Below are 25,092 nucleotides of genomic sequence, written 5' to 3' on the forward strand. Positions count from 1 at the left end.
CACCAGGCGCGGCGCTAGATCATCAATCCCTGCAGCAGCTTGGGCAGGTTCCCGCTTTCGCCGCGCGCCTCGGCCATAAAGCGGTTCTTGAGCGGCGGCAGCTTGTCCACCGCGGAGATGCCGAACCGCCGCACCGCGCTCGCGGTCTTGCCGGGGATGCCGAACAGCCGCGTCAGCGTGTCGGTTGCCGCCGCCACGGTGAAGGTGTCGAGCCCGCGCCAGCGCTGGTAGCGCGCGAGCAGCGCCGGGTCGCCGAGATCGAGCCCGAGCCTTTTGCCCTCGACCAGCACCTCGGCAAGCGTCGCGACGTCGCGGAAGCCGAGGTTGAGCCCCTGGCCCGCGATCGGGTGGATGCCGTGCGCGGCGTCGCCGATCAACGCCAGCCGCTGCGCGGTGATCCGCGCCGCATGGTGGAAGCCCAAGGGATAGCTCGCCCGCGGGCTGGCCGCCGACAACGTGCCGAGGAACCCGCCCATCCGCTTCTCCGCTTCGGCAAGGAAGGCGCGATCCCCCAGCTTGAGCATCGCCGCGCCATCCCTGGCGTGCACCGACCAGACGATCGCCGAGCGGTGGCCGATCTCGTCATCGGGCAGCGGCAGCAGCGCAAACGGCCCGCTCGGGTAGAAGATCTCGAACGCGATATTCTCGTGGCTGCGCTCATGGTGGAAGGCACCGACGATCGCGGTGTGATCGTAGCTCCACCGCGCCACGGTGATCCCCGCCGCTTCGCGGGTCGGCGAGTGGCGGCCCTCGGCGGCGATCAGCAGCGGCGCCTTGATCACCACCCCCGAATCAAGCGTCGCGGTGACGCCGAACTCACCGCGGTCCACCTGGGTAGCGCGAGTCTGCATCCTGAGGTCGACATGCGCCGCCGCGGTCGCGCGCGCGAACAGCACGCTGCGCAGCCGCTTGTTCTCGTACATCGTGCCGAGCGCACCATCGTCGGCATCGGGCACGAAATCGAGCTTGCCCGGCTCCAGCCCGTCGCTCACCCGGATGTGGCGGATCGCACAGCCATGGCCGGCAAGATCTCCGCCCACCCCGATCGCATCGAGCATCCGCCCGCTCGCGCTCGCCACCGCCGACGCCCGCCCATCGAACCCGGGCGCCAGCGTCACCGCCGGATCGGCGGGATCGACCACGATGCTCGATACGCCATGGGAGTCGAGCGCAAGGGCCAGCGTTGCGCCGACCAGGCCACCGCCGAGGATGATGACGTCTGTATCCATGCCCGCTCCTCTACGCCCGCAGCGCGGGCGTGCAAACCACCACGCTTGGTCTCGATCACTACTTCTCGTCATCCTGAACTCGTTTCAGGATCATGACCCAACGCTCACCGACTGCCCACGGGCAGTGCGGGCCATGGATGCTGAAACAAGTTCAGCCTGACGAACTCAGCATGACGAACAAGGAGAAGTGCGTCTGGGCAGGGTCGGATCCTTCCCCTCAGCTTGACGCCGGCCACGCCAAGCCCGATGATTCCCCGGCATATTCGGACATTGAAGGATCAGGCGATGGCGAGCCGGGCACAGGCGGGCCAGACTAACGGGCTGTGGCGCGAAACCGTGAAGGCCGGCGCGGTGCGCAGCGGCGCGCTGATCGCCGCGCTCGCGATCTTCCTCGTCACCGCGCTGATCGTGCTCGCGCTCGCCAGCTATCATGCCAGCGATCCCGCGCTCAACACCGCCTCGGGCGGCGCGGTGCAGAATCTCGCCGGCCCGCCGGGCGCCTGGCTCGCCGATATCGCGCTCACGCTGCTCGGCCCGGTAGTCGCGCTGCTGCTTCCGGTCGGCCCGATCGTGGCGATGCGGTTGTGGCGGGGCCAGCCTGCCGGCCGCTGGATCAAGATGCTGCGCAACGCCCTGCTCGGCCTCGCGCTGATCGCAACCGCGCTCGCCTTCGTTTCGGCTTCCTCGGTGCTGGCGCTGCCGGCCGGCTGGGGCGGCGTGGTCGGCCTCGGCCTCGCCCGGCTGGTCGGCTGGGCGCTGGCGTTCGTCGGCAACCCGGGCGTCGCGCTATGGGCACAGCGCGGGCTCGGCGTGGTCGCCGGGGTCGCCGGCATCATCATCTGGGCGAAAAGCCTCGAGATCGATCTTGGCGAGCGCCAATGGGGCCTGCGCCGCCGCGCTGCCTTTGCCGACGCCGGCGCCGGCGACATGGGCGGGTTCGACGCCGATTATGACGTGCACGACCTCGACGATGATGACGAGGAGGAGGACGAGCCGCTGACGCTCGCCGGCCGCGCGATCCAGCCGCGCGCGGTCGCCGCGCCCGATCCGCGCCCGGCACCGGTGATCGCCGATCGCGGCGTTGCGCCCTCGGCCGCGCGACCCAAGCCCCACCAGCCGCAGCTCGATCTCGGCCACACCTACAAGCTGCCGCCGCTCGACCTGCTGGTGCCCTCGCCGCCGCAGCCCAAGGGCACGATCGACAAGGCCACGCTCGAGCGCAACGCCCGCCTGCTCGAAAATGTGCTCGACGACTTCAAGGTCCAGGGCGCGATCACCGAGGTCCGTCCCGGCCCGGTCGTTACCATGTACGAGCTCGAGCCGGCTCCGGGGATCAAGGCGACCCGGGTGATCGCGCTCGCCGACGATATCGCCCGCAACATGTCCGCCATCTCGGCACGCGTCGCGGTGATCCCCGGCCGCAACGTCATCGGCATCGAGCTTCCCAATGCCAAGCGCGAGATGGTGTCCTTGCACGAACTGGTCGGCAGCCAGACCTTCGAGGACCAGGCGGCGCAGCTGCCGATCATCCTCGGCAAGAACATCGCCGGCGATCCGGTGATCGCCGATCTCGCGCCGATGCCGCACCTGCTCGTTGCCGGCACCACCGGTTCGGGCAAGTCGGTCGGCCTCAACGCGATGATCCTGTCGCTGCTCTACCGGCTGACGCCGGATCAGTGCCGGATGATCATGATCGATCCCAAGATGCTCGAACTGAGCATGTACGACGACATCCCGCACCTCCTCTCGCCCGTCGTCACCGATCCCGCCAAGGCGGTGCGCGCGCTCAAATGGGCGGTGGAGACGATGGAGGATCGCTACCGGCAGATGTCGTCGGTCGGCGTGCGCAGCCTTGCCGGGTTCAACGACAAGGTCCGCGCCGCCAAGGCCAAGGGCCAGCAGCTCGGCCGCCGCGTCCAGACCGGCTATCACCCGGAAAGCGGCGCGCCGCTCTACGAGGAGGAGAAGCTCGACTACGAACCGCTGCCGCAGATCGTGGTGATCGTCGACGAGCTCGCCGATCTGATGATGACCGCGGGCAAGGAAGTCGAATTCTTGATCCAGCGCCTCGCGCAGAAGGCGCGCGCCGCCGGCATCCACCTGATCATGGCGACGCAGCGCCCGTCGGTCGACGTCATCACCGGCGTGATCAAGGCCAATCTGCCGACCCGCATCTCCTTCCACGTCACCAGCAAGATCGATTCGCGCACCATCCTCGGCGAGCAGGGCGCCGAGCAGCTCCTTGGGCGCGGCGACATGCTCTACATGCCCGGCGGCAAGGGCATCGTCCGCGTCCACGGTCCCTTCATGTCCGATGACGAGGTTCGCGCGGTCGCCGACCACTGGCGCTCGCAGGGCCTGCCCGATTACATCTCCTCGGTCACCGAGGAGCCCGCCGAGAGCTTCGCGCTCGAAGGCGCGCCGACCGGCGAGGATTCGGCCGAGGACCAGCAATATCGCGCCGCCATCCAGCTGGTGTGCGAATCGCAGAAGGCCTCGACCAGCTGGCTCCAGCGCCAGCTGCGCATCGGCTACAATTCGGCGGCTCGGCTGATCGAGAAGATGGAAAAGGACGGCATCGTCAGCCGCCCCGACCATGTCGGCCGCCGCGAAGTGCTGCGCGACACCGAAGGCCACGCGATCTGATTTCGCACGCGCCGTTCCACACGTCGTCATCCTGAACTCGTTTCAGGATCCATGGCCCGACGCTGGCCGCAAGCTTGCGGGTCGCGCAGGCCTTGGATGCTGAACCAAGTTCAGCATGACGAAGGCGGGCAAGCGGTTCTCCCCCGGCTCGTTGCCACTGACGTCGCCAAACCTGCCCGCCGCAAGGACCTCCTTCGCCATATCGCAGCCGAAATGAACTCTCCCGCCGCCGGGGCGTTCTGGCAGCTCTAATCCGAGGAGTAGCGTTATGAAGAAGTCGTTGATCGCCGCACTGGCGCTGACCGTGCTCGCCACCCCCGTCGTTTCGACCCCGGCGATGGCGCAGCGCAACGACAACGGCCGCTGGCAGGGTGACCGCGGTGACAATTGGGATCCGTCGAGCAGCTATCGCTCCGGCGGCAACCATCGCGCCCGCAATCTCGGCCGCAATGATCGCATCTACAAGGGCCGTGACGGCCGCGCCTATTGCCGCCGCAGCGACGGCACCACTGGCCTGGTGATCGGCGCCGTCGGCGGTGGCCTGCTCGCCAATCTGGTCGGCGGCGGCACGCTCGGCACGCTCGCGGGTGCCGGCGGCGGCGCGCTGCTCGGTCGCTCGGTCGATCGCGGCAACGTGAAGTGCCGCTGATCCGGCCCTGAGTCGCTGAGCGCCGGCCTGCCGGCGACAGGCGTCCGCAACGCGTCGACGGGTTCCCTCGTCGGCGCGTTTGCCGTTGTGGCGGCAACTTCCCCGCCACCACAGGCCTGACCCGCCACCACAGGCCTGACCCGCCACCGCAGGCCTGATCGGGGGTGACGAACGATTGCGCGATCGCCGCAGCCACTGACTTCGGCGCCGCCAACACCTAGACTGGCCGAACCACTTACCCGGAGAGCCCCTTGGAATCCGTCACGATCGTCCTCATCCTGCTGCTGGCGGTCGTCGTCAGCGGCTCGCTGTCGCGATTGCTGCCGGTCTCGATCCCGGCGCCGCTGGTGCAGATCGGCCTTGGCGCGCTGATCGGCCTCTCGACCAATTATCGCGTCGATCTCGAACCCGAGCTGTTCCTGTTCCTGTTCCTGCCGCCGCTGCTGTTCCTCGACGGCTGGCGGATCCCCAAGGACGAGCTGTTTCGCGACATCTCCACTGTGGTCGAGCTGGCGCTGGGCCTCGTGCTGATGACGGTGATCGGCATGGGCCTGTTCATCCACTGGATGATCCCGTCGATGCCGCTCGCGGTCGCCTTCGCGCTCGCCGCGGTGGTATCGCCGACCGACCCGATCGCGGTGTCCGCGATCGCCGCGCGGGTGCCGATCCCCAAGCGGATGATGCACATCCTCGAGGGCGAATCGCTGCTCAACGACGCCTCGGGGCTAGTCTGCCTGCGCTTTGCCATCGCCGCGGCGCTCACCGGCAGCTTCTCGCCCACCGGCGCCGCAGCGAGCTTCCTGTGGGTCGCCGGCGGCGGTCTCGCGATCGGCACCGCGGTGACGCTGGTCGTCACCCGCGCCAAGGCCTGGATTTCGCGGCGGCTGGGCGAGGAGACCGGCTCGCAGATCCTGATCAGCCTGCTGATCCCGTTCGGCTGCTACCTGCTCGCCGAGCATCTCCACGCCTCGGGCATCCTCGCCGCGGTCGCCGCGGGCGTGACGATGAGCTTCGCCGAAGTCGCGCGCCAGGCGCTGCCGGTGACCCGGATGCGCCGCAACTCGGTGTGGGACACGATCCAGTACGCGCTGAACGGCATCATCTTCGTGCTCCTCGGCGAGCAATTGCCGCTGATCCTCACCGGCGCCGCGCAGACTGTGCGGACCACCGGCCACCAGTCGCCGTGGTGGCTCGGCGTTTATGTGATCGCGATCGCCGCCGGTCTCGCCCTGCTCCGCTTCGCCTGGGTGTGGGTCTCCTTCCGCCTCACCCTGCTGCGCCGGGGCGAGGATCGGCGGGTGCCGAACTGGCGGCTGTTCGCGGCGATGTCGGTCGCCGGCGTCCGCGGCGCGCTCACCCTTGCCGGCGTGCTCACCCTGCCGCTCGCGCTCGCCGACGGCACCCCCTTCCCGGCGCGCGATCTCGCCATCTTCCTTGCCGCCGGGGTGATCATCGTCTCGCTGGTCGCCGCCAGCCTGGTGCTGCCGCTGCTGCTCAAGGGTCTGACGATGCCGCCCGAGCCCTCGCGCCAGGCCGAGGAGAATGAGGCCCGCGTCGCCGCCGCCGAGGCCGCGATCCGCGCCATCGAGGAGGCGCAGCATGCGATGGCCGAGGGCCGCAATGATGCCGATCTCTACACCGCCGCCGGCAACCGGATCATGGACCTCTACCGCGACCGCATCGAGAGCCGCAGCCACGAGGGCGAAGCCGCCGCCGAGGCGCGCCGCCAGGACAAGATCGAACGCGAACTGCGCCTCGCGGGCCTCCGCGCCGAGCGCAATGCGGTGTTCGCGCTCGCGCGCAACCGTACGCTCGGCAGCGAGATCGCCGCCAAGCTGGTCCGCGAACTCGATTTCGCCGAGGTCCGCTTCAGAAGCTGACCCGCCGGCGCCGATTCACTATCCGTTCAAGCCCGGTCGGCCATCGCGCCGGCCAAGGAGAAGACGATGCTGCCCCGTATTGCCCCCCTCGCTCTCGCCGTGCTCGCGCCGGTGCTGGCCACCGTCCCGCTCGCGGCGCCCGCCGTCGCTCAGGCTACCGGCGATCTCGCCGCGGTCCAGCGCCACCTCCAGTCGCTGACGACAATGACCGCCGATTTCAGCCAGACCGATCGCAACGGCAAGGTGCTCACCGGCACCTTCACCCTCAAGAAGCCCGGCAAGCTGCGCTTCCAATATCAAAAAGGTGTGCCGATCCTGATCGTCGCCGAGGGCGGCGCGCTGACCTTTATCGATTATTCGGTGCGCCAGGTGCAGCGTTACCCGATCAAGAACACGCCGCTGGTACTGCTGCTCGATCCCGATCGCGACATCACCCGCTATGCCAAGGTGATCCCCACCGGCAACGACCGCGTCGTCTCGGTCGAGGCGAACGATCCCAAGCATCCCGAGGCCGGCCGCATCACCCTCGTGTTCGCGCGCGACGGCGCCGCGCCCGCGGGGCTGATGCTCCAGGGCTGGGTCGCGCTCGACAGCCAGAACAACCGCACCACCATCCGCCTCTCGGGCCAGAAGTTCGGCGTGCCGGTAAGCGACAACACGTTCCGCTGGAACGACCCGCGGAGGAGCGGCGGCCGAAACTGAACGGTTTTTCATCTGGCCATTCATCCGCGCGACAGGTTGCAGGGCCTAGTGAAGACCTCGCGGATGTTGGGCGTTCGGGATTTTTCCCCCTGTTGCTCGAGCGTGTTCCTCGCTTCCGCCTGCGTGACGAACGCTAGTCCGGCCCTCGCTCCATGCCCCCGGAGCGGGGGCCATTCTTTTGGCGCCCGCCGCTCCGTGACACCTGCCGAGCCGCTTCCTTGTTCGCGCTCCCTCGCACCGCTACATGGCGCGCGTGAAGATCGCCTCCTGGAACATCAACTCCGTCCGCTTCCGCCTCGCCATCGTCGAGCAATTCCTGCGCGAGGCCGAGCCCGACGTGCTCTGCCTCCAGGAAACCAAGGTGATCGACGCGGACTTCCCGTTCGATGGCTTCCGCGCGCTCGGCTATGAGCACATCGTCATCCACGGCCAGCGCATGCACCACGGCGTCGCCATCCTCAGCCGGGTGCCGATCGCCGAGGATGACCGGTTCGACTGGCAGGCCAACCGCGAGGCGCGTCACGTCGGCATCCGCCTGCCGAACGGCGTCCGCCTCGAGAATGTCTACGTGCCCGCCGGCGGCGACGAGCCCGATCGCGAGGTCAACCCCAAGTTCGGCCAGAAGCTCGATTTCCTCGAGCGGATGACTGCTTGGTCGCAGTCGCTCGCCGGCCCGACCATCATCACCGGCGACTTCAACGTCGCGCCGCTGCCGAGCGACGTGTGGAGCCACAAGGCGCTGCTCAAGGTGGTCAGCCACACGCCGATCGAGGTGGAGGCGCTGGATCGCCTCCAGGCGTCGAACGACTGGATCGATCTCGGCCGCCATTTCCACCCCGCCCCGGCGCGTCTCCACACCTGGTGGAGCTATCGCTCGGCCGACTGGACCAAGAACGACCGCGGCCGCCGGCTCGATCACATGTGGGCGACCGCCGATGTCGCCGCGCAGGCGACCGCGCACACCGTGTTCGAATCATGCCGCAGCTGGCTCAAGCCGTCGGACCACGTGCCGATCATGACCGAGTTCGCCTTTTGACCGCCCGGCCCCGTGCCGCCGCCCGCGCGATCGACGGCTTGCGCCGCGGCTGGCCGATCGCGATCGACGGGCTGACCCTGCTCGCGGTCGAGACCGCCGATGCCACGCGGCTCGCCGCATTCGATCCCGCCGCCACCGCGGGGGTGCTGATCTCCGCCGGCCGCGCCGCGACGCTCAAGCTCGCCAACCAGCTCGACGCCGCGGTGCCCGACGCGCCGGTGCTGATCGAGCGCGCGCCGTGGATCGATTTCGCCGCCGCCACTGCGCTCGCCGACCCCCAGCTCGATCTCGCCACGCCGCTCAAGGGCCCGTTCCGCACCCTTCCCGCGAGCGACCCGGCCGCCGCCGCTGCGGCGCTGCGCCTCGCGCGCATCGCCGGGCTGCTCCCCGCCTTCTTCGTCGGCGGCAGCGGCGCCGAGGACCATATCACCGCCGCCGACATCGATGCGCATGAAGACGCCACCCGCCTTGCCATTGCCACTCGCGCGCGGCTGCCGGTCGACGGCGCCGAGGATGCCGAGATCGTCGCCTTCCGCTCGCCCGAGAGCGCCGACGAGCATGTCGCGCTGCTGATCGGCCAGCCCAACGGCCAGCCGCCGCTGGTGCGGCTGCACAGCGAATGCCTCACCGGCGACGTGCTCGGCAGCCTCAAATGCGATTGCGGCCCGCAGCTCCATGCCGCGATCCACGCCATCCAGCACAGCGGCTGGGGCATCCTGCTCTACCTGCGCCAGGAGGGCCGCGGCATCGGCCTGGTCAACAAGCTGCGCGCCTATGCGCTGCAGGACCAGGGCTTCGACACGGTGGACGCCAACACCCGGCTGGGCTTCGCAGTCGACGCCCGCGATTTCGGCGTCGCCGGGCGGATGCTCCAGCTGCTCGGCCAGCACACCATCCGCCTGCTCACCAACAACCCCGCCAAGGTCGCCGCGCTCGCGGGCGCCGGCGTCACGGTGGTCGAGCGCGTGCCGCATGTCCTGCCCGCCAACCCGCACAACGAGCGCTACCTCGCCACCAAGCGCGATCGGACCGGCCATCAGCTCTGACGCGCCAGACGCTGCGCTTGGCTCCGCGCTCAACGCGGCGCTGCCCACCGGTACGCCCTCGAGCGTCATCGTCGTGTTCGGCGCCGCGGTCCGCGCCGGCGGCGTGCCGAGCCCCGCGCTTGCGCGTCGGATCGGCTATGCGCTCGCCACCGCCGAGGCGCATCCCGACGCGATCCTGTTCCTCTCGGGCGCGATCGGCCTGCATGGCCCGTCCGAAGCCGCGGTGATGGCGGCTTTGCTCGCCCCGCAGCTCGGTGCCGGCCGCCTCCACCTCGACGAGGACAGCGTCGACACGCTGCAATCGGTCCGCGCCGCCGCGCGCTTCATGCGCGCGCGCGGCCTGCGCCGCTGCTGGAGCTGCACCGACGGTTATCACCAGCCGCGCGTGCGCATGCTGTTCGCGCTCTACGGCATCCGCGCCCGCGCCATCCCCTTCACCATCCGCGGCACCCGCCGCGCGGTGGCGCGGATGCACGCGCGCGAGGCGCTGGCGCTGCCTTATGATCTCGTCGCCGGCGGCAGCGCCGCGCTGCGCGACCGCTGGCGCCGCCGCTCAGGCGAGTAGCCGCGCCACCTCGGCAAAGTCGTGCGCCACCGCGTCGACGCCGATCGCAAGCAGCCGCTGGTCGTGGCCGATCGCGCAATGCGTCCCCGCGCACAGCCCGATCACATAGCCGCCCGACGCCACCGCGCCGGTCGCGCCCACCGGTGAATCCTCGAGAATTGCGCAGCGCTCGATGGCGACGCCCAATTGCGCCGCGCCATAGAGATACAGGTCGGGCGCCGGCTTGCCGCGCGTGACATGCTCGCGGCCGCTGTAGACATGATCGCCGAACACATCGGTGAGGCCAATATGCGCCAGATGCCGTCGGATCCACCGCGTCGGACTCGACGACACCACCGCCTTGGGCAGATCGGCCGGCAGCGAGCGCACAAAGGCGATCGCCCCGGCCACTGGGTCGATCCCCTCCGCCATCGCCCGCTCGTCCTCGGCGCGGCGCGCGGCGTGGAAGCTGTCGGGGATCAGCCCGCCGATCCACCCTTCGATCGCGGTGACGAACTCGGGCCCCGCCAGCCCCATGAAATGCTCCATCGATTGTGCCGCGGTGGTCGGATAACCCGCGCCGCTCAGCCACTCGGCGATCTGGCGGTTGCCGGCATATTCGCTCTCGATCAGCACCCCATCGAAGTCGAAAAGCAACGCGTCGACCTTCATGCCTTCACTCCCTCGCGCGCGCCGAACAGCGCGCTGCCGACGCGGACATGGGTCGCCTCCAGGGTCACCGCCGTCTCGTAATCCGCGCTCATCCCCATGCTGAGCTGGTCGAGCCCGTGTTCGCGCGCGAGCTTGGCGAGCAGCGCAAAGTAAGGCGCCGGCTCGACCTCGGCAGGCGGCAGGCACATCAGCCCGGCAACCGGCAGCCCGGCGTCGCGCGCCTGCGCCAGCAGCGCCGGCAGCTCGGCAATCGCACAACCGCCCTTCTGCGCCTCGTCGCCGATGTTGACCTGGATGAAGCAGGCCGGCCGCCTGCCGGTCTTCGCCATCGCTGTACCGAGCGCCGTCACCAGCGACGGCCGGTCGACCGCATGGATCGCGTCGAACAGCGCCACCGCTTCCTCGGCCTTGTTCGACTGCAGCTGGCCGATCAGATGCAGCGACACATCGGCGAAGCGCGCCTGCAACGCCGGCCATTTCGCCGCCGCCTCCTGAACACGGTTTTCCCCGAACACGCGATGCCCCGCCTCGAGCAGCGGTTCGATCGCCTCGGCGGGGTGGGTCTTGGAGACGGCGATCAGCGTCACCGCCTCGGGCTTGCGCCCGGCAATGGCGGCGGCGCGCGCGATCCGGGCCGCGACGTCGGCGAGTGGTGTTCCCTGGGTCATGCGCGCCGCTATAGCGTCGCGGTGGCTGATCGAAACCCTTGGCTGATGACCGACGAGCGGATGGGCGAGCGGCTGTGGGCCGCGTTGCGCCGGCTGCCGCCGGGCAGCGGCGTGGTGGTCCGCCACCGCAGCCTGCCCGCGGCCGAGCGCCGGGCGCTGCTGCGGCGCATCCGGCGGATCGCGCAGGCTCGTCGGCTGACGGTGAGCGCGGCCGGGCTATGGGGAGCGCAGCACGGCGGCCGCACCCCCTTCACCGCTGCCGCGCACGATCGCCGCGAGGCGATCGCCGCCGCCCGTGCCGGCGCCCGCTATCTATTCGTCTCACCGATCTACCCGACCCGCTCGCACCCCGGCGCCCCCGCGCTCGGCCCGCGCAAGGCCGCCACGGTCGCCCGTGGCCTCGGCGTCGACATCATTGCACTTGGCGGCATGGACGCCCGCCGCTGGCGCCGGCTGCGCCATCTCGGCTTTACCGGCTGGGCGGGGATCGACGCGCTGACGCCGTGAGAGGATCTGCCGACATCCCCTAGATCTCGTCATCCTGAACTCGTTTCAGGATCCATGACCTGCACGAGCGGCAAGCCCAGGGGGCGTGTCGGCCATGATGCTGAAACAAGTGCAGCATGACGGCAGGAAATAAAGGTATGAATCATCACCCGGTGGCTCGAGCCACCGCGCCCACTCAGAAGCGGAACGCCGTCCCCAGATACACCGACTGGCTATCGCGGCGATCGTCATCCAGCCGTGCGATCCGCTCGCGATCCGAGCGATAGCGCACGCCCGCGGTCACGTTGAGGTTGCGCGTCAGCGAATAGGAGCTCGACATGTCCACCGAATAGCTCGGCGTGTCCTCGACCAGCCGGTTGGCGCCGGTCAGCGGACGATCGGTGGTCGCGGCGAGGCGGCTGCTGGCGCGGCCGGCGCGATAGGTGACCGCCACGTCGGCCGACTCGCGGCTGCCCGGCTGCGGGCCGAGATCGAGGCGGTTGACGTTGCCCGACACCGCGAACCGCTTCCAGCCCACCGACACGCCAAGGTTGTAGGCGATCGGCGCGATGCCGACGGTCGGCGCCTGGGTCGGCGCGGCGCGGACGTTGTCGACCGAGGCGAGCGCGGTGCGGCTCGACCGGGCCCGGACCGCCACGGTCACCGCACGCTTGTCGCGGCTCGATTCGGCGGGGGTGAAGCGGAAGCCGTCGGCGTCGAGGCCACCCTTGGCGAGCAAGGCGGCGAGCCGGGGATCGGCGGCAGAAGGCGTGAACGACCCGGTGAACCGCGCCGGCGACGCGCTCGCCGCGCGGCGGACGGTACCCGGCTGCTCGACCCGGCCGAACGCGGGCGCGACGAGGGCAGCGGTGGCGACAAGCGCCCCAGCAACCATCCCGACCATCGCACGCGTAGCGAACACAACCAGTCCCTCTCTCGATTCCGGCAGCAACGCGCCTACCATGGAATCGTCCCGCGCCAACCAGCTACGACAGGGGGGCCATGCGGGATTTTGTCCTACTGTGGCAATCTGCACACATATTGGTCTTACCCAAGCGCTGCTTGCGGGCAGTGCAGCGTCACTATAGAGCAACGGCAGCTTTCTCTCGCAGGACCACACGCCCATGATCCGCCCGTTGCGCACCGCCCTCATGGTCGCCGCCATTGCCCTGCCGCTCGCCGCTTGCGGCGGCCGCGATGGCACCGCCAAGACCGATCTCGCCGCCTCCAAGGTCACCACGATCGGCGTTAACGCCTATCTGTGGCGCGCGACGCTCGACACGCTGTCGTTCATGCCGCTGGTCCAGACCGATTCCAACGGCGGCGTGATCGTCACCGATTGGTACATCAACCCGCAGGTGCCCACCGAGCGGATGAAGGTTACCGTGTCGATCCTCGACCAGGATCTGCGCGCCGACGCCGTTCGCGTCGCGGCGCTGCGCCAGGTCAATCAAGGCGGCCAGTGGGTCGCCGCGCCGGTCCAGGCCGCGACCATCCAGAAGCTCGAGGATATCATCCTCACCAAGGCCCGCGATCTGCGCCGCGCCTCGATCGCGGGGTAATCACCACCATGGCATCGCGTTTCAACGCGCTGAAGGCGGACTCGGCCTGGCAGAAGGTCTGGGACGATCGCCAGACCTTTGCCGCCAAGGATCACAGCGGCAAGCCGCAGAGCTACGTGCTCGAGATGTTCCCCTATCCGTCGGGGCGCATCCACATGGGCCACGTCCGCAACTACACGATGGGCGACGTGCTCGCGCGCTTCCGGCGGATGCGCGGCCATGAAGTCCTCCACCCGATGGGGTGGGACGCATTCGGCATGCCCGCCGAGAATGCGGCGATGGAGAAGGGCGTCCATCCGGGCACCTGGACCCGCGCCAACATCGCCACCATGAAGGCCCAGCTGAAGCGCCTCGGCTTTGCGCTCGATTGGTCGCGCGAGCTCGCGACCTGCGAACCCGATTATTACGGCCACGAACAGGCGCTGTTCCTGCAGATGTTCGCCGCGGGCCTCGTTTATCGCAAGGAATCGTCGGTCAACTGGGATCCGGTCGACATGACCGTGCTCGCCAACGAGCAGGTCATCGACGGCCGCGGCTGGCGCTCGGGCGCATTGGTCGAGAAGCGCAAGCTCTCCCAGTGGTTCCTCAAGATCACCGATTTCGCCGACGAGCTGCTCGCCGGCCTCGGCAAGCTCGAGCACTGGCCGGACAAGGTCAAGCTGATGCAGGAGAACTGGATCGGCAAGAGCCAGGGGCTGACCTTCGGCTTCGCGACTTCCACCGGCGGCACCGTCGAGGTCTTCTCCACCCGGCCTGACACGATCTTCGGCGCGAGCTTCGTTGCCGTCGCTGCCGATCACCCGATCGCGCAGAACCTCAACGGCAACCCAGAGGTTGCCGCTTTTATCGAGCGCTGCAAGCAGGGCGGCACCACCGCTGCTGAGCTGGAAACCCAGGAAAAGCTGGGTTTCGACACCGGCCTCACCGCCACCCATCCGTTTGATGCAACCCGCCAGTTGCCGATCTACATCGCCAATTTCGTGCTGATGGATTATGGCACCGGCGCGGTGATGGGCGTCCCCGCGCACGACCAGCGCGATCTCGATTTCGCGCGCAAATACGATCTGCCGGTCCATCGCGTCGTCGCCGACGGCGATCTCACCGATCCCGTGTTCGCGGGCGATGAGGCCTATTCGGGCGCCGGCGCCTTGGTCAATTCGCAGTTCCTTGACGGCCTCGACATCGAGGATGCCAAGCGCGAGGTGATCGCCCGCGCCGAGGCCGGCGGCTGGGGCAAGGGTTCCACCGTGTTCCGCCTGCGCGATTGGGGCGTCAGCCGCCAACGCTATTGGGGCACGCCGATCCCGATCATCCACTGCAAGGCATGCGGCGCGGTGCCGGTGCCCGCGGACCAGCTGCCGGTGGTGCTGCCCGACGACGTCAGCTTCGCCATCCCCGGCAAACCGCTCGATCGCCACCCGACCTGGAAGCACGTCGCCTGCCCGTCGTGCCATGGCGAGGCGGTGCGGGAAACCGATACGCTCGATACTTTTGCGGACTCTTCCTGGTATTTCATCCGCTTCGCCAGCCAGCCCAAGGACAAGCCGTTCGATCGCGCCACCGCGGAGAGCTGGCTGCCGGTCGGCCAGTATATCGGCGGGGTCGAGCATGCGATCCTCCACCTGCTCTACGCGCGCTTCTGGACCCGCGCGCTCAAGCACATCGGCGCGCTTGATATCGCCGAGCCCTTCACCGGGCTGTTCACCCAGGGCATGGTCACCCACGAGACCTACAAGAGCTGGGACAATCGCTGGCTCAGCCCTGACGACGTCCGCGACGGGCTCGAGATCGCCAGCGGCAAGCCGGTCGCGGTCGGCCGCGTCGAGAAGATGTCCAAGTCCAAGAAGAACACCGTCGATCCCGAACCAATCGTAGACCAATATGGTGCGGACGCGACGCGCTGGTTCATGCTCTCGGATTCGCCGCCCGAGCGTGATCTGCCCTGGTCCGAATCCGGGATCGAGGGGGCCTGGCGCTTCGTCCAGCGGCTGTGGCGGCTGTTCGACGGCGACACCGCCGGCGAAGGGCAGGACGCGGCGCTCGATCGCAAGCTCCACCAGACCATACACGGCATCGGCCTCGACATCGAGGCGCTCGCCTTCAACAAGGCGGTCGCCAAGCTCTACGAGCTGTGCACCGCGATCGAGCGGGCGCAGCCCAGCCAGTCGCGCACCACCGCGATCCGCGACCTCATGCTGCTGGTCGCGCCGATGGTGCCGCATGTCGCCGAGGAGGCTTGGGCTGCCAAGGGCTTCGACGGGCTGATCGCCGACGCCGCCTGGCCTGAGGTGAATCCGGCGCTGCTCGTTGCCGACGAGGCGACCATCGCGGTGCAGGTCAACGGCAAGCTCCGCGACACGCTGGTGCTGCCGGCGGAGACCTCGCGCGAGGCGCTCGAAGCCGCCGCGCTCGCCAGCGACAAGGTCGTCCGCCTGCTCGACGGCAAGCCGCCCAAGAAGGTGATTGTGGTTCCCGGCCGGCTGGTCAACATCGTCGCATGAACCGTCTCGCCACCCTGCTCGCCCCCGCCGCGCTGCTGTTGCTGCTCCCCGGCTGCGGCCTCCACCCGCTCTATGCCGGTGGCGGCAGCGGCGCGGTGGCGAACGCGCTGACCCAGATCGAGGTCGCCCCGATCGAGGGCAAGTCGGGCTGGCTGATGAGCAACGCGCTGCGCGATCGCCTCTCGGCCAACGGCACCGCGCAATATCGGCTCGACGTCCGCCTTCAGGATGAAATCGCCGGCCTCGGCGTCCGTCGCGACGACAGCGTCACTCGCGAACGACGTTCGCTGAAGGCGCGCTACCAGCTGGTCGATCTCACCGACGGCACCGTGCTGCTCGACGCCACCGCGGGCTCCGATGCCGGGATCGACGTCGTCCAGTCCGAGTATGCCACCATCGCCGCCGAGAATACGGCGCTGGAGCGGCTGTCGGGCATCGTCGCCGACCAGATCGTCGCCCGCCTCGCCACCTATGCCCGTAGCCGCGCCAAAGCGGCCCAGGCGTCGCCAGCGGCGCCGGCGCAGCCATGATGGCGCAGGGGTGAGGCGATGAAGGCCAATGCGCGCGATATTCGTGCCGCCATGGAGCGTCCCTCCCCCGATTACCGCCTCTACCTCCTCCACGGCCCCGACGCCTCCGCCGCCGCCGAACTCGCCGCCCGCCTCGGCACCGCGATGGGCGCCGACGCCGAGCGGATCGATCTCGACGGCGCCCAGCTCAAGAATGACCCCGCCCGCCTCACGGACGAGGCCGGCTCGCTATCGCTGTTCGGCGGTGCGCGCTTCATCCGCGTCTCGCCCGCGGGCGAGGAATGCCTCGAGGCCTTCTCCACGCTGCTCGCCGCCAGCCAGGCCGGCAACCCGGTGGTCGCGCTCGCGCCCACGGTCAAATCCACCGCCAAGATCGTCAAGCTCGCGCTCGATTCGCCGCGGGCGATGGCCTTTGCCTGCTACGAGCCGAGCGCCGCCGATCTCGAGAAGCTCGCGGTCGCCATCGCGCGTGACCACGGCCTGCGCCCGCTCGCCGATACCGCGCAGCGGCTCGCCGCCTCGGCCGCGGGTGACCGCGCCGTGTTGACCCGCGAGATCGAGAAGCTCGCCCTCTATCTCGATGCTGCGCCCGATCGACCCCAGGATCTCGAACCCGCCGCGCTCGACGCGGTCGGCGCCGATCTGGGCGACACCGAACTCGGCCCGCTGATCGACGCGGTGATCGCCGGCCGTACTGCCATGCTCGGGGCCGAGCTCGGCCGCTTCGCCGAGGCCGGTACCTCGCCCATCCCGTGGCTGCGCCAGCTCGCCCGCCGGCTGATGTCGCTGGCCGAGATGCGCGCCGATCTCGATCGTGGCGACGCGCTGGACGGCGTGCTCAAGCGCCACCGCGTGTTCTTTCGCGAAGAGGCCGCGACCGGCCAGGCGCTGCGCCGCTGGAGCGCGCCGATGCTCGCCACCGCGCTCGCCCGCGTCCGCCACGCCGAGCGCGCGGTAATGGCCAGCGCCAACGCCGGCACCGTGCTCGCGGACCATGCCATTGCCGAGCTGACCCGCAGCATCGAACGCCGCGGCTGACGCCACTTCCACCGCCGTCATGCTGAACTTGTTTCAGCATCCATGGCCGAACGGCTCCGCCTGACACGACGCGCAGGTCATGCATCCTGAACGAAGGTCAGGCCAACGGCGGGCTAGCCGCGAACGTTGTAGCGGCCGTCCCGCTTCAGATATTATCCCCGGTCAGCCGCTGGCAGACCATGTCGAGCTGGTCGAGGGTCGAATAGGCCAGCGTCAGCACGCCCGCGCCATTGGCACCATGGCTCACCCGCACATTGAGCCCGAGCAGATCTGACAATTGCGTCTCCAGCGCCGCGATATCCGGATCGGCCGCGGGCGGCGGATTGCGCGGACGGCCGCCGCTGCGCTCGGGCTTGGCGCCGCGCGCGAGCTTCTCGGTGTCGCGCACCGACAGGCCCTTGCGCACCACCTGGCCCGCCAGCACCTCGACATCGCGCGCGCCGAGCAGCGCCCTGGCATGACCCATCGACAGCGATCCATCGGTCACCAGTGCCTGAACACCGTCAGGAAGTTCGAGCAATCTCAATAGGTTAGCAACATGGCTGCGTGACTTGTGAACGATCTTGGCGAGCGCTTCCTGGGTATGGCCGTAATCGCCCGCCAGCCGCTGATAGGCCTGCGCTTCCTCGATCGCGTTGAGGTCCTGGCGCTGGATGTTCTCGATCAGCGCGATCTCGAGCGTCTCGGTGTCGTTGAAGTCGCGGACGACCACCGGCACCTCGTGCAGCCGCGCCCGCTGCGCTGCGCGCCAGCGGCGCTCGCCGGCGACGATCTGATAATCGTGGCCATGCGGCCGCACCACGATCGGCTGGATCAACCCGCGCGCCGCGATTGACGCCGCCAGCTCGTCGAGCAGTGCCTCGTCGAAGTGACGACGCGGCTGGCCAGGGTGCGGCGACAGCGCGCTGACCGGCAGCATCCGCACGCCGGGCGGCTTGGCCGCGCCCGGCGCGATCGGCGCCTCGGCGGTCATGTCGCCGAGCAGCGCGCTCAGCCCACGGCCCAGGCCGCCGGGGCGGCCACCACGTTTGGCGTCGGTCATGCGGCCACCGCGGTCTGCTGCGGCAGGCGCTGGATCAGCTCGCGCGCGAGATCGATATAGGCCTGCGAGCCCGAGCAGCGATAATCGTAGATCAACGCCGGCAAGCCATGGCTCGGCGCCTCAGACAGGCGCACGTTGCGCGGGATCACTGTCTCGAACACCACCTGGCCGAGCACCGCACGAACATCGGCAGACACCTGGTCGGTCAGCCGGTTGCGGCGATCATACATGGTCAGCGCCACGCCGAGGATCGCCAGTCCCGGATTGAATCGCTCGCGGATCCGCTCCACCGTTGTCAGCAGCTGCGACAGGCCCTCAAGCGCGAAGAACTCGCATTGCAGCGGCACCAGCAGTGCATTGGCCGCGACCATCGCGTTGATCGTCAGCAATCCCAGCGATGGCGGGCAGTCGATCAGGATGATGTCCCAGGTGCCGGTCGACCGCGCGATCGCATGATCGAGGCGGTGGGTGCGCGCCTCGAACTCGACCAGTTCGATCTCGGCGCCGGACAGATCCTGCGTCGCCGGCAGTAGGTCGAGCCGCGGCACCTTGGTCTGCATCACCGCATCGTCGACCTCGGCCTCGCCGAGCAGCACGTGATAGCTCGATTGCTGGCGCTGGTTATGGCCGATGCCGAGACCCGTCGAGGCATTGCCCTGCGGATCGAGGTCGATCAGCAGCACCCGCTTGCCGGTCGCAGCAAGCGCGGTGCCGAGATTGATCGCGCTGGTGGTCTTGCCCACCCCGCCCTTCTGGTTCGCCACGGCAATGCACGTCATCGCTTCTTCTCCACGACCAGGATCGATGAGGCCGGATCCGTCAGGCTGTGTTCCACGTGAAACATCATGCGGCGGTTGAATCTCAAGCTGTTCAGCTGGTCCGGATCAAGCCGCCCCCGCGGCAGGATCCATCGTGTTGCCAGTGTGGCGCAATGCGCGGTCGCTTGCAAAAGCTTTTCGACGGATGCGACCGCCCGCGCCGAGATTACATCGCCGATCGCGTCGACCTGTTCGATCTTCGCCGCATAGATCGCCACGTTGGTGAGCGCACATGCATCCGCCGCGCGCTCGAGGAAGTCAGCACGGCGCCGCCGCGGTTCGACCAGCGCAACCTTGCCGTTAAACAGCAGCGCGACGATCATGCCGGGAAAACCACCCCCCGTGCCGACATCGATCCAACTCTTGGCGCCTGCCGATGCCAGAGTGAGCAGCTGCGCGGAGTCCAAGGCATGACGTTGCCAGATCGTCGCTACCGTCGACGGCGCGATCAGATTCTGCTGCTCATTCTCCTCAGTGACCAGCGCCAGGAAGCGCTCCACCCGCTCCGCTCGCTCGGCGCCATGCTGATCGACGATCCACTGGCGGGCGTCCTGTTCGGTCATGCGGCCGCCTTGCGCTGTGTATAAAGATAGATGGCTGATAAGGCCGCGGGGGTGATCCCGCGGACCCGGGATGCCGCGGCGAGCGAGCCCGGCTGCGCGATCGACAGCCGGTCGATCATCTCCGACGACAGGCCAGGCACTGCGTCGAAGCGCAAATTAGCCGGCAACGGCACAGCCTCATCGCGGCGCATCTTCGCCACCTCCTCGGCCTGACGTTCGAGATAGGGTGCGTAGCGGGCGTCCTCCACCACCTCATCGATCAGCTCAGCCGGCCAGTCATGCTCGCCTTCGGGGGCGACCTGATCGAAACCGATGCCGCTGGTCCGGAGCCACTCAAACGCCGTGCGTCGGCTGCCGTCCTGCGTCACTAGCCCGCCCCGCGCGGCGATGGTCGAGGCAGTCAGCGATTGCTCCAGCCCGGCGCGGACGGCCTTCAAGCCGTCGCTTCGACGCTGCTGATGCGCGAGCCGCTCGGCGCTGAGGCACCCTGCCGCAGCGGCAATCGGTCCCAGCCGCGTCTCGGCATTGTCGGCGCGCAGCGACAGCCGGTATTCGGCGCGCGCGGTCAGCATCCGATAGGGCTCGGTCACCCCCTGCAACACCAGGTCGTCGATCATCACCCCGATATAGCTCGATGCCCGATCGAGGATCACCGGTGCCAGATCGCAGGCATGGGCGGCCGCGTTGAGCCCCGCCACCAGCCCCTGCCCTGCTGCTTCCTCATAACCGGTGGTGCCGTTAAGCTGCCCGGCGCAATACAGCCCTGGCAACGCCTGCAGCGCCATGGTCGCATCCAGCGCTCGGGGGTCGAGATAGTCATACTCGACCGCATAGCCTGGGACCGCGATCACCGCCCGCTCCAGCCCCTCGATGCTCGCCACCATCGCCTGCTGGACGTCGGTCGGCAGCGAGGTCGACAGGCCATTGGGATAGACCAGTGGATCGTCGAGCCCCTCGGGTTCGAGGAAGATCTGGTGCCCGTCACGGTCGCCGAAGCGGTGCACCTTGTCTTCGATCGAGGGGCAGTAGCGCGGCCCCGGCGCTCCGATCGCGCCGCTGAACAGCGGCGACCGGTCAAGACCGGCGCGGATCACATCATGCGTCGCCTTGGTGGTGCGGGTGATCGCGCAGGCGATGCTCGGCAGCGGCCGGGCCGCGGTGAGCGGCGACATCGTCCAGGGCTCGGGGTCGGATGGCTGCTCGGCGAGCCGCGCCCAGTCGATCGTACGGCCATCCAGCCGCGGCGGTGTCCCGGTCTTGAGCCGCGCCATCGGCAGCTCAAGCGCACGCAATTGGCTGGCCAATTGCGTCGCCGGCCGCTCGCCGATCCGCCCGCCCTCGTCGCGTTCGTCACCGCGGAACAGCTTGGCGCCCAGGAAGGTGCCGGTCGCCAGCACCACGCTCCGCGCCGCGATCCGGCTGCCGTCGGCGAGCATCACGCCGGCCACCCGGCCGTGGTCAATTACCAGCGCCTCCGCCTCGCCTTCGCCGATCGTCAGCGTCGGCAGCTTGCCCAGCATGCGCTGGATCGCCGCGGCATAATGGCGACGATCCGCCTGGACCCGCGGCCCCTGCACCGCCGCGCCCTTGGAGCGGTTGAGCATGCGATAATGGATCGCCGCGGCGTCGGCGGCCCGGCCGATCAGGCCGTCGAACGCGTCGACTTCGCGGACGATATGGCCCTTGCCCAGCCCTCCGATCGCCGGGTTGCACGACATCGCGCCGATCCGGGCACGGTCGAAGCTGAGCAGCAGGGTGGCCGCGCCACGGCGTGCCGCCGCCGCGGCGGCTTCGGTGCCGGCATGCCCTCCACCGACGACTATCACGTCATACATGATCGCCGCCTATCGCGCACGGCGGGTCCGGTCAAAATTGTTTCACGTGGAACACCGGCACGGCATGTTCCACGTGGAACATCACTTGCCGATGCAGAACCGTCTGAATAGCGCATCGAGCATTGTCTCGGTCGCATCCAGCCCGAGAATCGTTCCCAGCGCCACCCGGCTCGCCCGCAGCTGCTCGGCGACGATCAGCGCGTCCGCCGATGCATCCTGTAATTGCGCGACCGCGACCGCCGCCGCATCGCGCTGGCGCTGGTGCAGGACGATCGCGTCGACCCGCGGCAGCAACGCCGTCGCCGCCGCCTCGATCAGCCCCCACAGCCGCTCGACATCTGCGCTGTGGTTCGCCGCTACCGCGATGGCCCGACCCGCCGGCAGCGCCGCGCGACCCGGCTGATCCGCCCGGGCATGGACCCAGATCGCCTCACGCGGTGGCGCATCGTCGCCGAGCCACAGCAGCAGGTCCGCCGCCGCGATCGCCGCCTCGGCGCGGTCGACGCCGATCGCTTCGATGGTATCCTCCGTGTCGGTCAGCCCGGCGGTATCGGTCAGCACATAAGCGAGCCCGCCGCGCGTCACCGCCGCCTCGACCCGATCGCGCGTCGTCCCCGCGATCGGTGATACGATCGCGACGTCGCGCTGGCTGAGGGCATTGATCAGCGTCGACTTGCCACTGTTGGGCGGCCCGCCCAGCACCACGCTAAGGCCATCGCGCAACCGCTCGACCGGCGGGTTGTCGAGCACCGCCGCGATCGCTGCCGCCAGCGCTGCCGTCCCGTCTCGCACCTCGCCAAGCCGATCGCCACCACCGGTCGCGACATCATCCTCGTCGGCAAAATCAAGCTCGGCCTCGACCGCGGCGCCGAGCATCGCCAGCCGGTCCATCCACCCGCGCACCTGCTGGCTGACCACCCCCTCGGCGGCGCTCAGCGCCGCGAGCCGCTGCCGCTCGGTCTCGGCGCCGAGTAGATCGGCGAGCCCCTCGGCCTCGGCGAGATCGATCCGGCCGTTGATCAGCGCGCGCCGGGTGAACTCGCCAGGCTCGGCGCGCCGCAGCCCCGGCAGCGCGGCAAGCGCCCGCTCGACCGCCGCGACTACTGCCTGGCCGCCATGGCAGTGCAGCTCGGCGAGATCCTCGCCGGTGGCGCTGGCTGGGCCGGGGAACACCAGCACCAGCGCGCGATCGAGCAGGCCGCCCGCGTGGTCACGCAGCGCCCGCAGCCCGGCGACCCGCGGCGCCGGCACGCTCCCCGCCAGCCGCGTCGCCGCGGGAATCGCGCCGGCGCCGCTGATCCGGATCACCGCGATTCCCGCAGGCGGCCGGCCGCTCGATACCGCAAAGATCGTGTCCATCGTCTCACCTTCCGCCGTGCTCGGCGCCGCATAGCCCGCCGCGTCGAGCGGGACCACCGCCACGCCAAACGGCCCGCCCTCCCCTGGCGGGAGAGCGGGCCGTCATCAGCTCCAGCAAGGGCGGAAGGGATCAGCCGAACAGGCTGACGATCCCCAGCGTCTGCCCGGTCCCCGTCCAGCCCTCATAGACCATCTTGCCCGCGACGAAGAGGATCACGGCGAGGCCGATATAAGCGATCCAGCGATGGCGATCGATGATCCGGGCGATAAAGTTCGCCGCCAGCCCCATCAGCGCGACCGACAGCAGCAGCCCGACCACGAGGATGCCGGGATGCTCACGCGCCGCGCCGGCGACGGCGAGGACGTTGTCGAGGCTCATCGACACATCGGCGATCGTCACCGCCCAGGCGGCGCCGGCGAGGCTGCGCGCCGCCGTCACCCCGGTATGCTCGTCGCCGGCGATCTCGTCGGATCCCGGGCTATGCGCGCCGGCGCGGATCTCGCGCCAGAACTTCCAGCTTACCCACAGCAGCAGCAGCCCGCCGGCGAAGATCAGTCCGACGATGCCCATCAGCCAGGTGACGATCAGCGCGAAAAAGATCCGCAGCACCAGCGCCGCGCCGATGCCGATCAGGATCACCTTCTTGCGCTGCTCGGCGGGCAGCCCGGCGGCCAGCGCGCCGACAACGATCGCATTGTCGCCGGCGAGGACGAGATCGATCATCAGCACCGAGCCGAACGCGGCAAGCGCGGCAGGATCGGTGAGGTTGGAAAAGTCGCTGACGATATGCTGCCAGATCTCGGCGGGCGAGCCCGGCCCGCTGACGGTCGCCGCGGCAGCGGCGAGCATGGTGAGGATGGTCAAAAGCGTTGCTCCCGGCAGTCAGGGGCGACGCCACGCCCCTTCGATGGTCGTTACAACAACGGCGCGAGCAACGCCCGCGCCGTCATCACGAGGCCGCTGCCCCGTTCATCATTCGTCACACGGCCGGCGGCCTGCGCCGGCCGGCGTCTTACTGGTTCATGGAGTCGAAGAAATCCTCGTTGGTCTTCGAGTTCTTCATCTTGTCGAGCAGGAACTCCATCGAGTCGATCGTGCCCATCTGCATGAGGATGCGGCGCAGCACCCACATCTTGGAGAGCTTGTCCTTCTCGACCAGCAGCTCCTCCTTGCGGGTGCCGCTCTTGCCGACATCGAGCGCCGGGAACACGCGCTTGTCGGCGACCTTGCGGTCGAGCACGATTTCCGAGTTACCGGTGCCCTTGAACTCCTCGAAGATCACCTCGTCCATGCGGCTGCCGGTATCGATCAGCGCGGTGGCGATGATCGACAGCGAGCCGCCCTCCTCGATGTTGCGCGCGGCGCCGAAGAAGCGCTTCGGGCGCTGCAGCGCGTTGGCGTCGACACCACCGGTCAGCACCTTGCCCGACGACGGCACCACGGTGTTGTAGGCGCGGCCGAGGCGGGTGATCGAATCGAGCAGGATCACCACGTCCTTCTTGTGCTCGACCAGGCGCTTGGCCTTTTCGATCACCATCTCGGCGACCGCAACGTGGCGGGTGGCCGGCTCGTCGAAGGTCGAGGAGACGACCTCGCCCTTTACCGAGCGCTGCATGTCGGTGACTTCCTCGGGCCGCTCGTCGATCAGCAGCACGATCAGGAACACCTCGGGGTGATTGTCGGTGATCGCCTTGGCGATGTTCTGCAGCATCACCGTCTTGCCGACCCGCGGCGGCGCGACGATCAGCGTGCGCTGGCCCTTGCCCTGCGGGGAGATGATGTCGATCACCCGCGCCGACTTGTCCTTCTGGGTCGGGTCGAACGGATCGAGGGTGAGCTTCTGCTCGGGATAGAGCGGGGTGAGGTTGTCGAAATTGACCCGGTGGCGCACCGCGTCGGGATCGTCGAAATTGACCGAGACCAGCTTGGTCAGCGCGAAATAGCGCTCGCCGTCCTTGGGGCCGCGGATCTCGGCCTCGACCGTGTCGCCGGTACGCAGGCCGTGCTTGCGGACCTGGTTGGGCGAGACATAGATGTCGTCGGGGCCGGCGAGGTAATTGGCCTCGGGGCTGCGCAGGAAGCCGAAGCCGTCGGTCAGCACCTCGATGGTGCCGAGCCCGAAGATCTGGTCGCCATTCTCGGCCTGAACCTTGAGGATCGCGAACAGCAGGTCCTGCTTGCGGAGCGTGGACGCACTCTCCACCCCCAGTTCTTCGGCCATGCTCACCAGTTCGGCGGGCGTCTTTTTCTTTAAGTCTTTGAGATGCATGGATATTTCCGGATGC

General features: G+C 68.9%; 23 protein-coding genes. 12 read left to right on the forward strand and 11 right to left on the reverse strand.

The annotated features are described in order from the left end of the window. Window positions 1-14: 14 nt before the first annotated feature. Entirely contained in the window at window positions 15-1,229 is a 1,215-nt protein-coding gene (locus tag OXR60_RS05830) for a UbiH/UbiF/VisC/COQ6 family ubiquinone biosynthesis hydroxylase (protein ID WP_267394833.1), read from the reverse strand. A gap of 285 nt (window positions 1,230-1,514) precedes the next feature. Here OXR60_RS05830 and OXR60_RS05835 point away from each other — a divergent pair, with 285 nt between their 5' ends. The 7 genes from OXR60_RS05835 (at window position 1,515) to OXR60_RS05865 (ending at window position 9,753) form a co-directional block, all read left to right on the forward strand. Then, window positions 1,515-3,875 (forward strand): DNA translocase FtsK 4TM domain-containing protein, encoded by a 2,361-nt coding sequence (locus OXR60_RS05835; RefSeq protein WP_267394834.1) that lies wholly within the window; start codon window positions 1,515-1,517, stop codon window positions 3,873-3,875. Window positions 3,876-4,143: 268 nt separating this feature from the next. After that, the gene (locus tag OXR60_RS05840; protein WP_267394835.1) at window positions 4,144-4,524 is read left to right on the forward strand and encodes a hypothetical protein; all 381 of its coding nucleotides are present in this window, start codon (window positions 4,144-4,146) and stop codon (window positions 4,522-4,524) included. 251 nt (window positions 4,525-4,775) lie between these two features. Next, window positions 4,776-6,404, forward strand: a complete 1,629-nt coding sequence (locus OXR60_RS05845; RefSeq protein WP_267394836.1) for a Na+/H+ antiporter — start codon at window positions 4,776-4,778, stop codon at window positions 6,402-6,404. 66 nt (window positions 6,405-6,470) lie between these two features. Beyond that, a complete protein-coding gene (locus tag OXR60_RS05850) occupies window positions 6,471-7,106 on the forward strand; it encodes an outer membrane lipoprotein carrier protein LolA (protein WP_267394837.1) in 636 nt (211 codons plus the stop codon). Between the two features lie 244 nt (window positions 7,107-7,350). Next, window positions 7,351-8,142, forward strand: coding sequence for an exodeoxyribonuclease III (locus OXR60_RS05855; RefSeq protein WP_267394839.1), 792 nt, complete (start codon window positions 7,351-7,353; stop codon window positions 8,140-8,142). Further along, window positions 8,139-9,188 (forward strand): GTP cyclohydrolase II, encoded by a 1,050-nt coding sequence (gene ribA, locus OXR60_RS05860; protein WP_267394840.1) that lies wholly within the window; start codon window positions 8,139-8,141, stop codon window positions 9,186-9,188. The genes OXR60_RS05855 and ribA overlap by 4 nt, the downstream gene beginning before the upstream one ends. 73 nt (window positions 9,189-9,261) lie before the next feature. Then, window positions 9,262-9,753, forward strand: coding sequence for a YdcF family protein (locus OXR60_RS05865; protein WP_267394841.1), 492 nt, complete (start codon window positions 9,262-9,264; stop codon window positions 9,751-9,753). Here the strand turns inward: OXR60_RS05865 and OXR60_RS05870 are convergent. Further along, entirely contained in the window at window positions 9,742-10,404 is a 663-nt protein-coding gene (locus tag OXR60_RS05870; protein WP_267394842.1) for an HAD family phosphatase, read from the reverse strand. The two genes, OXR60_RS05865 and OXR60_RS05870, sit on opposite strands and share 12 nt — an antisense overlap. Further along, complete coding sequence (locus OXR60_RS05875; RefSeq protein ID WP_267394843.1) at window positions 10,401-11,072, reverse strand: YggS family pyridoxal phosphate-dependent enzyme; 672 nt, start codon at window positions 11,070-11,072, stop codon at window positions 10,401-10,403. Before OXR60_RS05875 ends, OXR60_RS05870 begins: the two co-directional genes overlap by 4 nt. A 21-nt stretch (window positions 11,073-11,093) precedes the next feature. Here OXR60_RS05875 and OXR60_RS05880 point away from each other — a divergent pair, with 21 nt between their 5' ends. Then, window positions 11,094-11,579 (forward strand): thiamine phosphate synthase, encoded by a 486-nt coding sequence (locus OXR60_RS05880; protein WP_346015440.1) that lies wholly within the window; start codon window positions 11,094-11,096, stop codon window positions 11,577-11,579. A gap of 175 nt (window positions 11,580-11,754) precedes the next feature. Here OXR60_RS05880 and OXR60_RS05885 read toward each other — a convergent pair whose 3' ends face one another. Next, a complete protein-coding gene (locus OXR60_RS05885) occupies window positions 11,755-12,480 on the reverse strand; it encodes a hypothetical protein (RefSeq protein WP_267394844.1) in 726 nt (241 codons plus the stop codon). Between the two features lie 202 nt (window positions 12,481-12,682). On the opposite strand from OXR60_RS05885, the gene OXR60_RS05890 reads away from it, so the two are divergent. Genes OXR60_RS05890 through holA form a run of 4 tightly spaced genes read left to right on the forward strand, consistent with a single transcriptional unit; the run spans window position 12,683 to window position 17,189 of the window. Then, window positions 12,683-13,120 (forward strand): DUF3576 domain-containing protein, encoded by a 438-nt coding sequence (locus OXR60_RS05890; protein ID WP_267394846.1) that lies wholly within the window; start codon window positions 12,683-12,685, stop codon window positions 13,118-13,120. An 8-nt stretch (window positions 13,121-13,128) separates the two neighbouring features. Continuing rightward, the gene (gene leuS / locus OXR60_RS05895) at window positions 13,129-15,621 is read left to right on the forward strand and encodes a leucine--tRNA ligase (RefSeq protein WP_267394847.1); all 2,493 of its coding nucleotides are present in this window, start codon (window positions 13,129-13,131) and stop codon (window positions 15,619-15,621) included. After that, entirely contained in the window at window positions 15,618-16,151 is a 534-nt protein-coding gene (gene lptE / locus OXR60_RS05900) for an LPS assembly lipoprotein LptE (RefSeq protein ID WP_267394848.1), read from the forward strand. The genes leuS and lptE overlap by 4 nt, the downstream gene beginning before the upstream one ends. A gap of 18 nt (window positions 16,152-16,169) precedes the next feature. Beyond that, window positions 16,170-17,189, forward strand: coding sequence for a DNA polymerase III subunit delta (holA, locus tag OXR60_RS05905; RefSeq protein WP_267394849.1), 1,020 nt, complete (start codon window positions 16,170-16,172; stop codon window positions 17,187-17,189). 145 nt (window positions 17,190-17,334) lie between these two features. On the opposite strand, the gene OXR60_RS05910 is transcribed toward holA, so the two are convergent. The 7 genes from OXR60_RS05910 to rho form a co-directional block, all read right to left on the reverse strand. Further along, window positions 17,335-18,231, reverse strand: a complete 897-nt coding sequence (locus tag OXR60_RS05910) for a ParB/RepB/Spo0J family partition protein (protein WP_267394850.1) — start codon at window positions 18,229-18,231, stop codon at window positions 17,335-17,337. Further along, a complete protein-coding gene (locus OXR60_RS05915) occupies window positions 18,228-19,010 on the reverse strand; it encodes a ParA family protein (RefSeq protein ID WP_267394851.1) in 783 nt (260 codons plus the stop codon). Before OXR60_RS05915 ends, OXR60_RS05910 begins: the two co-directional genes overlap by 4 nt. Further along, window positions 19,007-19,612, reverse strand: coding sequence for a 16S rRNA (guanine(527)-N(7))-methyltransferase RsmG (gene rsmG, locus OXR60_RS05920; RefSeq protein ID WP_267394852.1), 606 nt, complete (start codon window positions 19,610-19,612; stop codon window positions 19,007-19,009). Before rsmG ends, OXR60_RS05915 begins: the two co-directional genes overlap by 4 nt. Further along, complete coding sequence (gene mnmG / locus OXR60_RS05925) at window positions 19,609-21,447, reverse strand: tRNA uridine-5-carboxymethylaminomethyl(34) synthesis enzyme MnmG (protein ID WP_267394853.1); 1,839 nt, start codon at window positions 21,445-21,447, stop codon at window positions 19,609-19,611. The genes rsmG and mnmG overlap by 4 nt, the downstream gene beginning before the upstream one ends. A gap of 81 nt (window positions 21,448-21,528) precedes the next feature. Beyond that, complete coding sequence (gene mnmE / locus OXR60_RS05930) at window positions 21,529-22,806, reverse strand: tRNA uridine-5-carboxymethylaminomethyl(34) synthesis GTPase MnmE (protein ID WP_267394901.1); 1,278 nt, start codon at window positions 22,804-22,806, stop codon at window positions 21,529-21,531. Window positions 22,807-22,936: 130 nt separating this feature from the next. Next, a complete protein-coding gene (locus OXR60_RS05935; RefSeq protein WP_267394854.1) occupies window positions 22,937-23,671 on the reverse strand; it encodes a TerC family protein in 735 nt (244 codons plus the stop codon). A gap of 148 nt (window positions 23,672-23,819) precedes the next feature. Further along, window positions 23,820-25,076, reverse strand: coding sequence for a transcription termination factor Rho (rho, locus tag OXR60_RS05940; protein ID WP_267394855.1), 1,257 nt, complete (start codon window positions 25,074-25,076; stop codon window positions 23,820-23,822). Window positions 25,077-25,092 lie beyond the last annotated feature (16 nt).

The sequence above is a fragment of the Sphingomonas sp. GC_Shp_5 genome (genome assembly GCF_026540855.1).
Lineage (GTDB): Bacteria > Pseudomonadota > Alphaproteobacteria > Sphingomonadales > Sphingomonadaceae > Sphingomonas.

What these genes read in the sequence shown, in the direction of transcription:
- mnmG (WP_267394853.1), bottom strand. Translation starts at nt 21,447, where the DNA reads ATGTATGACGTGATAGTCGTCGGTGGAGGGCATGCCGGCACCGAAGCC.
- rsmG (WP_267394852.1), bottom strand. Translation starts at nt 19,612, where the DNA reads ATGACCGAACAGGACGCCCGCCAGTGGATCGTCGATCAGCATGGCGCC.
- lptE (WP_267394848.1), top strand. Translation starts at nt 15,618, where the DNA reads ATGAACCGTCTCGCCACCCTGCTCGCCCCCGCCGCGCTGCTGTTGCTG.
- OXR60_RS05840 (WP_267394835.1), top strand. Translation starts at nt 4,144, where the DNA reads ATGAAGAAGTCGTTGATCGCCGCACTGGCGCTGACCGTGCTCGCCACC.
- OXR60_RS05890 (WP_267394846.1), top strand. Translation starts at nt 12,683, where the DNA reads ATGATCCGCCCGTTGCGCACCGCCCTCATGGTCGCCGCCATTGCCCTG.
- leuS (WP_267394847.1), top strand. Translation starts at nt 13,129, where the DNA reads ATGGCATCGCGTTTCAACGCGCTGAAGGCGGACTCGGCCTGGCAGAAG.
- OXR60_RS05835 (WP_267394834.1), top strand. Translation starts at nt 1,515, where the DNA reads ATGGCGAGCCGGGCACAGGCGGGCCAGACTAACGGGCTGTGGCGCGAA.
- rho (WP_267394855.1), bottom strand. Translation starts at nt 25,076, where the DNA reads ATGCATCTCAAAGACTTAAAGAAAAAGACGCCCGCCGAACTGGTGAGC.
- OXR60_RS05915 (WP_267394851.1), bottom strand. Translation starts at nt 19,010, where the DNA reads ATGACGTGCATTGCCGTGGCGAACCAGAAGGGCGGGGTGGGCAAGACC.
- OXR60_RS05830 (WP_267394833.1), bottom strand. Translation starts at nt 1,229, where the DNA reads ATGGATACAGACGTCATCATCCTCGGCGGTGGCCTGGTCGGCGCAACG.
- holA (WP_267394849.1), top strand. Translation starts at nt 16,170, where the DNA reads ATGAAGGCCAATGCGCGCGATATTCGTGCCGCCATGGAGCGTCCCTCC.
- OXR60_RS05875 (WP_267394843.1), bottom strand. Translation starts at nt 11,072, where the DNA reads ATGACCCAGGGAACACCACTCGCCGACGTCGCGGCCCGGATCGCGCGC.
- OXR60_RS05855 (WP_267394839.1), top strand. Translation starts at nt 7,351, where the DNA reads ATGGCGCGCGTGAAGATCGCCTCCTGGAACATCAACTCCGTCCGCTTC.
- OXR60_RS05850 (WP_267394837.1), top strand. Translation starts at nt 6,471, where the DNA reads ATGCTGCCCCGTATTGCCCCCCTCGCTCTCGCCGTGCTCGCGCCGGTG.
- OXR60_RS05910 (WP_267394850.1), bottom strand. Translation starts at nt 18,231, where the DNA reads ATGACCGACGCCAAACGTGGTGGCCGCCCCGGCGGCCTGGGCCGTGGG.
- OXR60_RS05870 (WP_267394842.1), bottom strand. Translation starts at nt 10,404, where the DNA reads ATGAAGGTCGACGCGTTGCTTTTCGACTTCGATGGGGTGCTGATCGAG.
- mnmE (WP_267394901.1), bottom strand. Translation starts at nt 22,806, where the DNA reads ATGGACACGATCTTTGCGGTATCGAGCGGCCGGCCGCCTGCGGGAATC.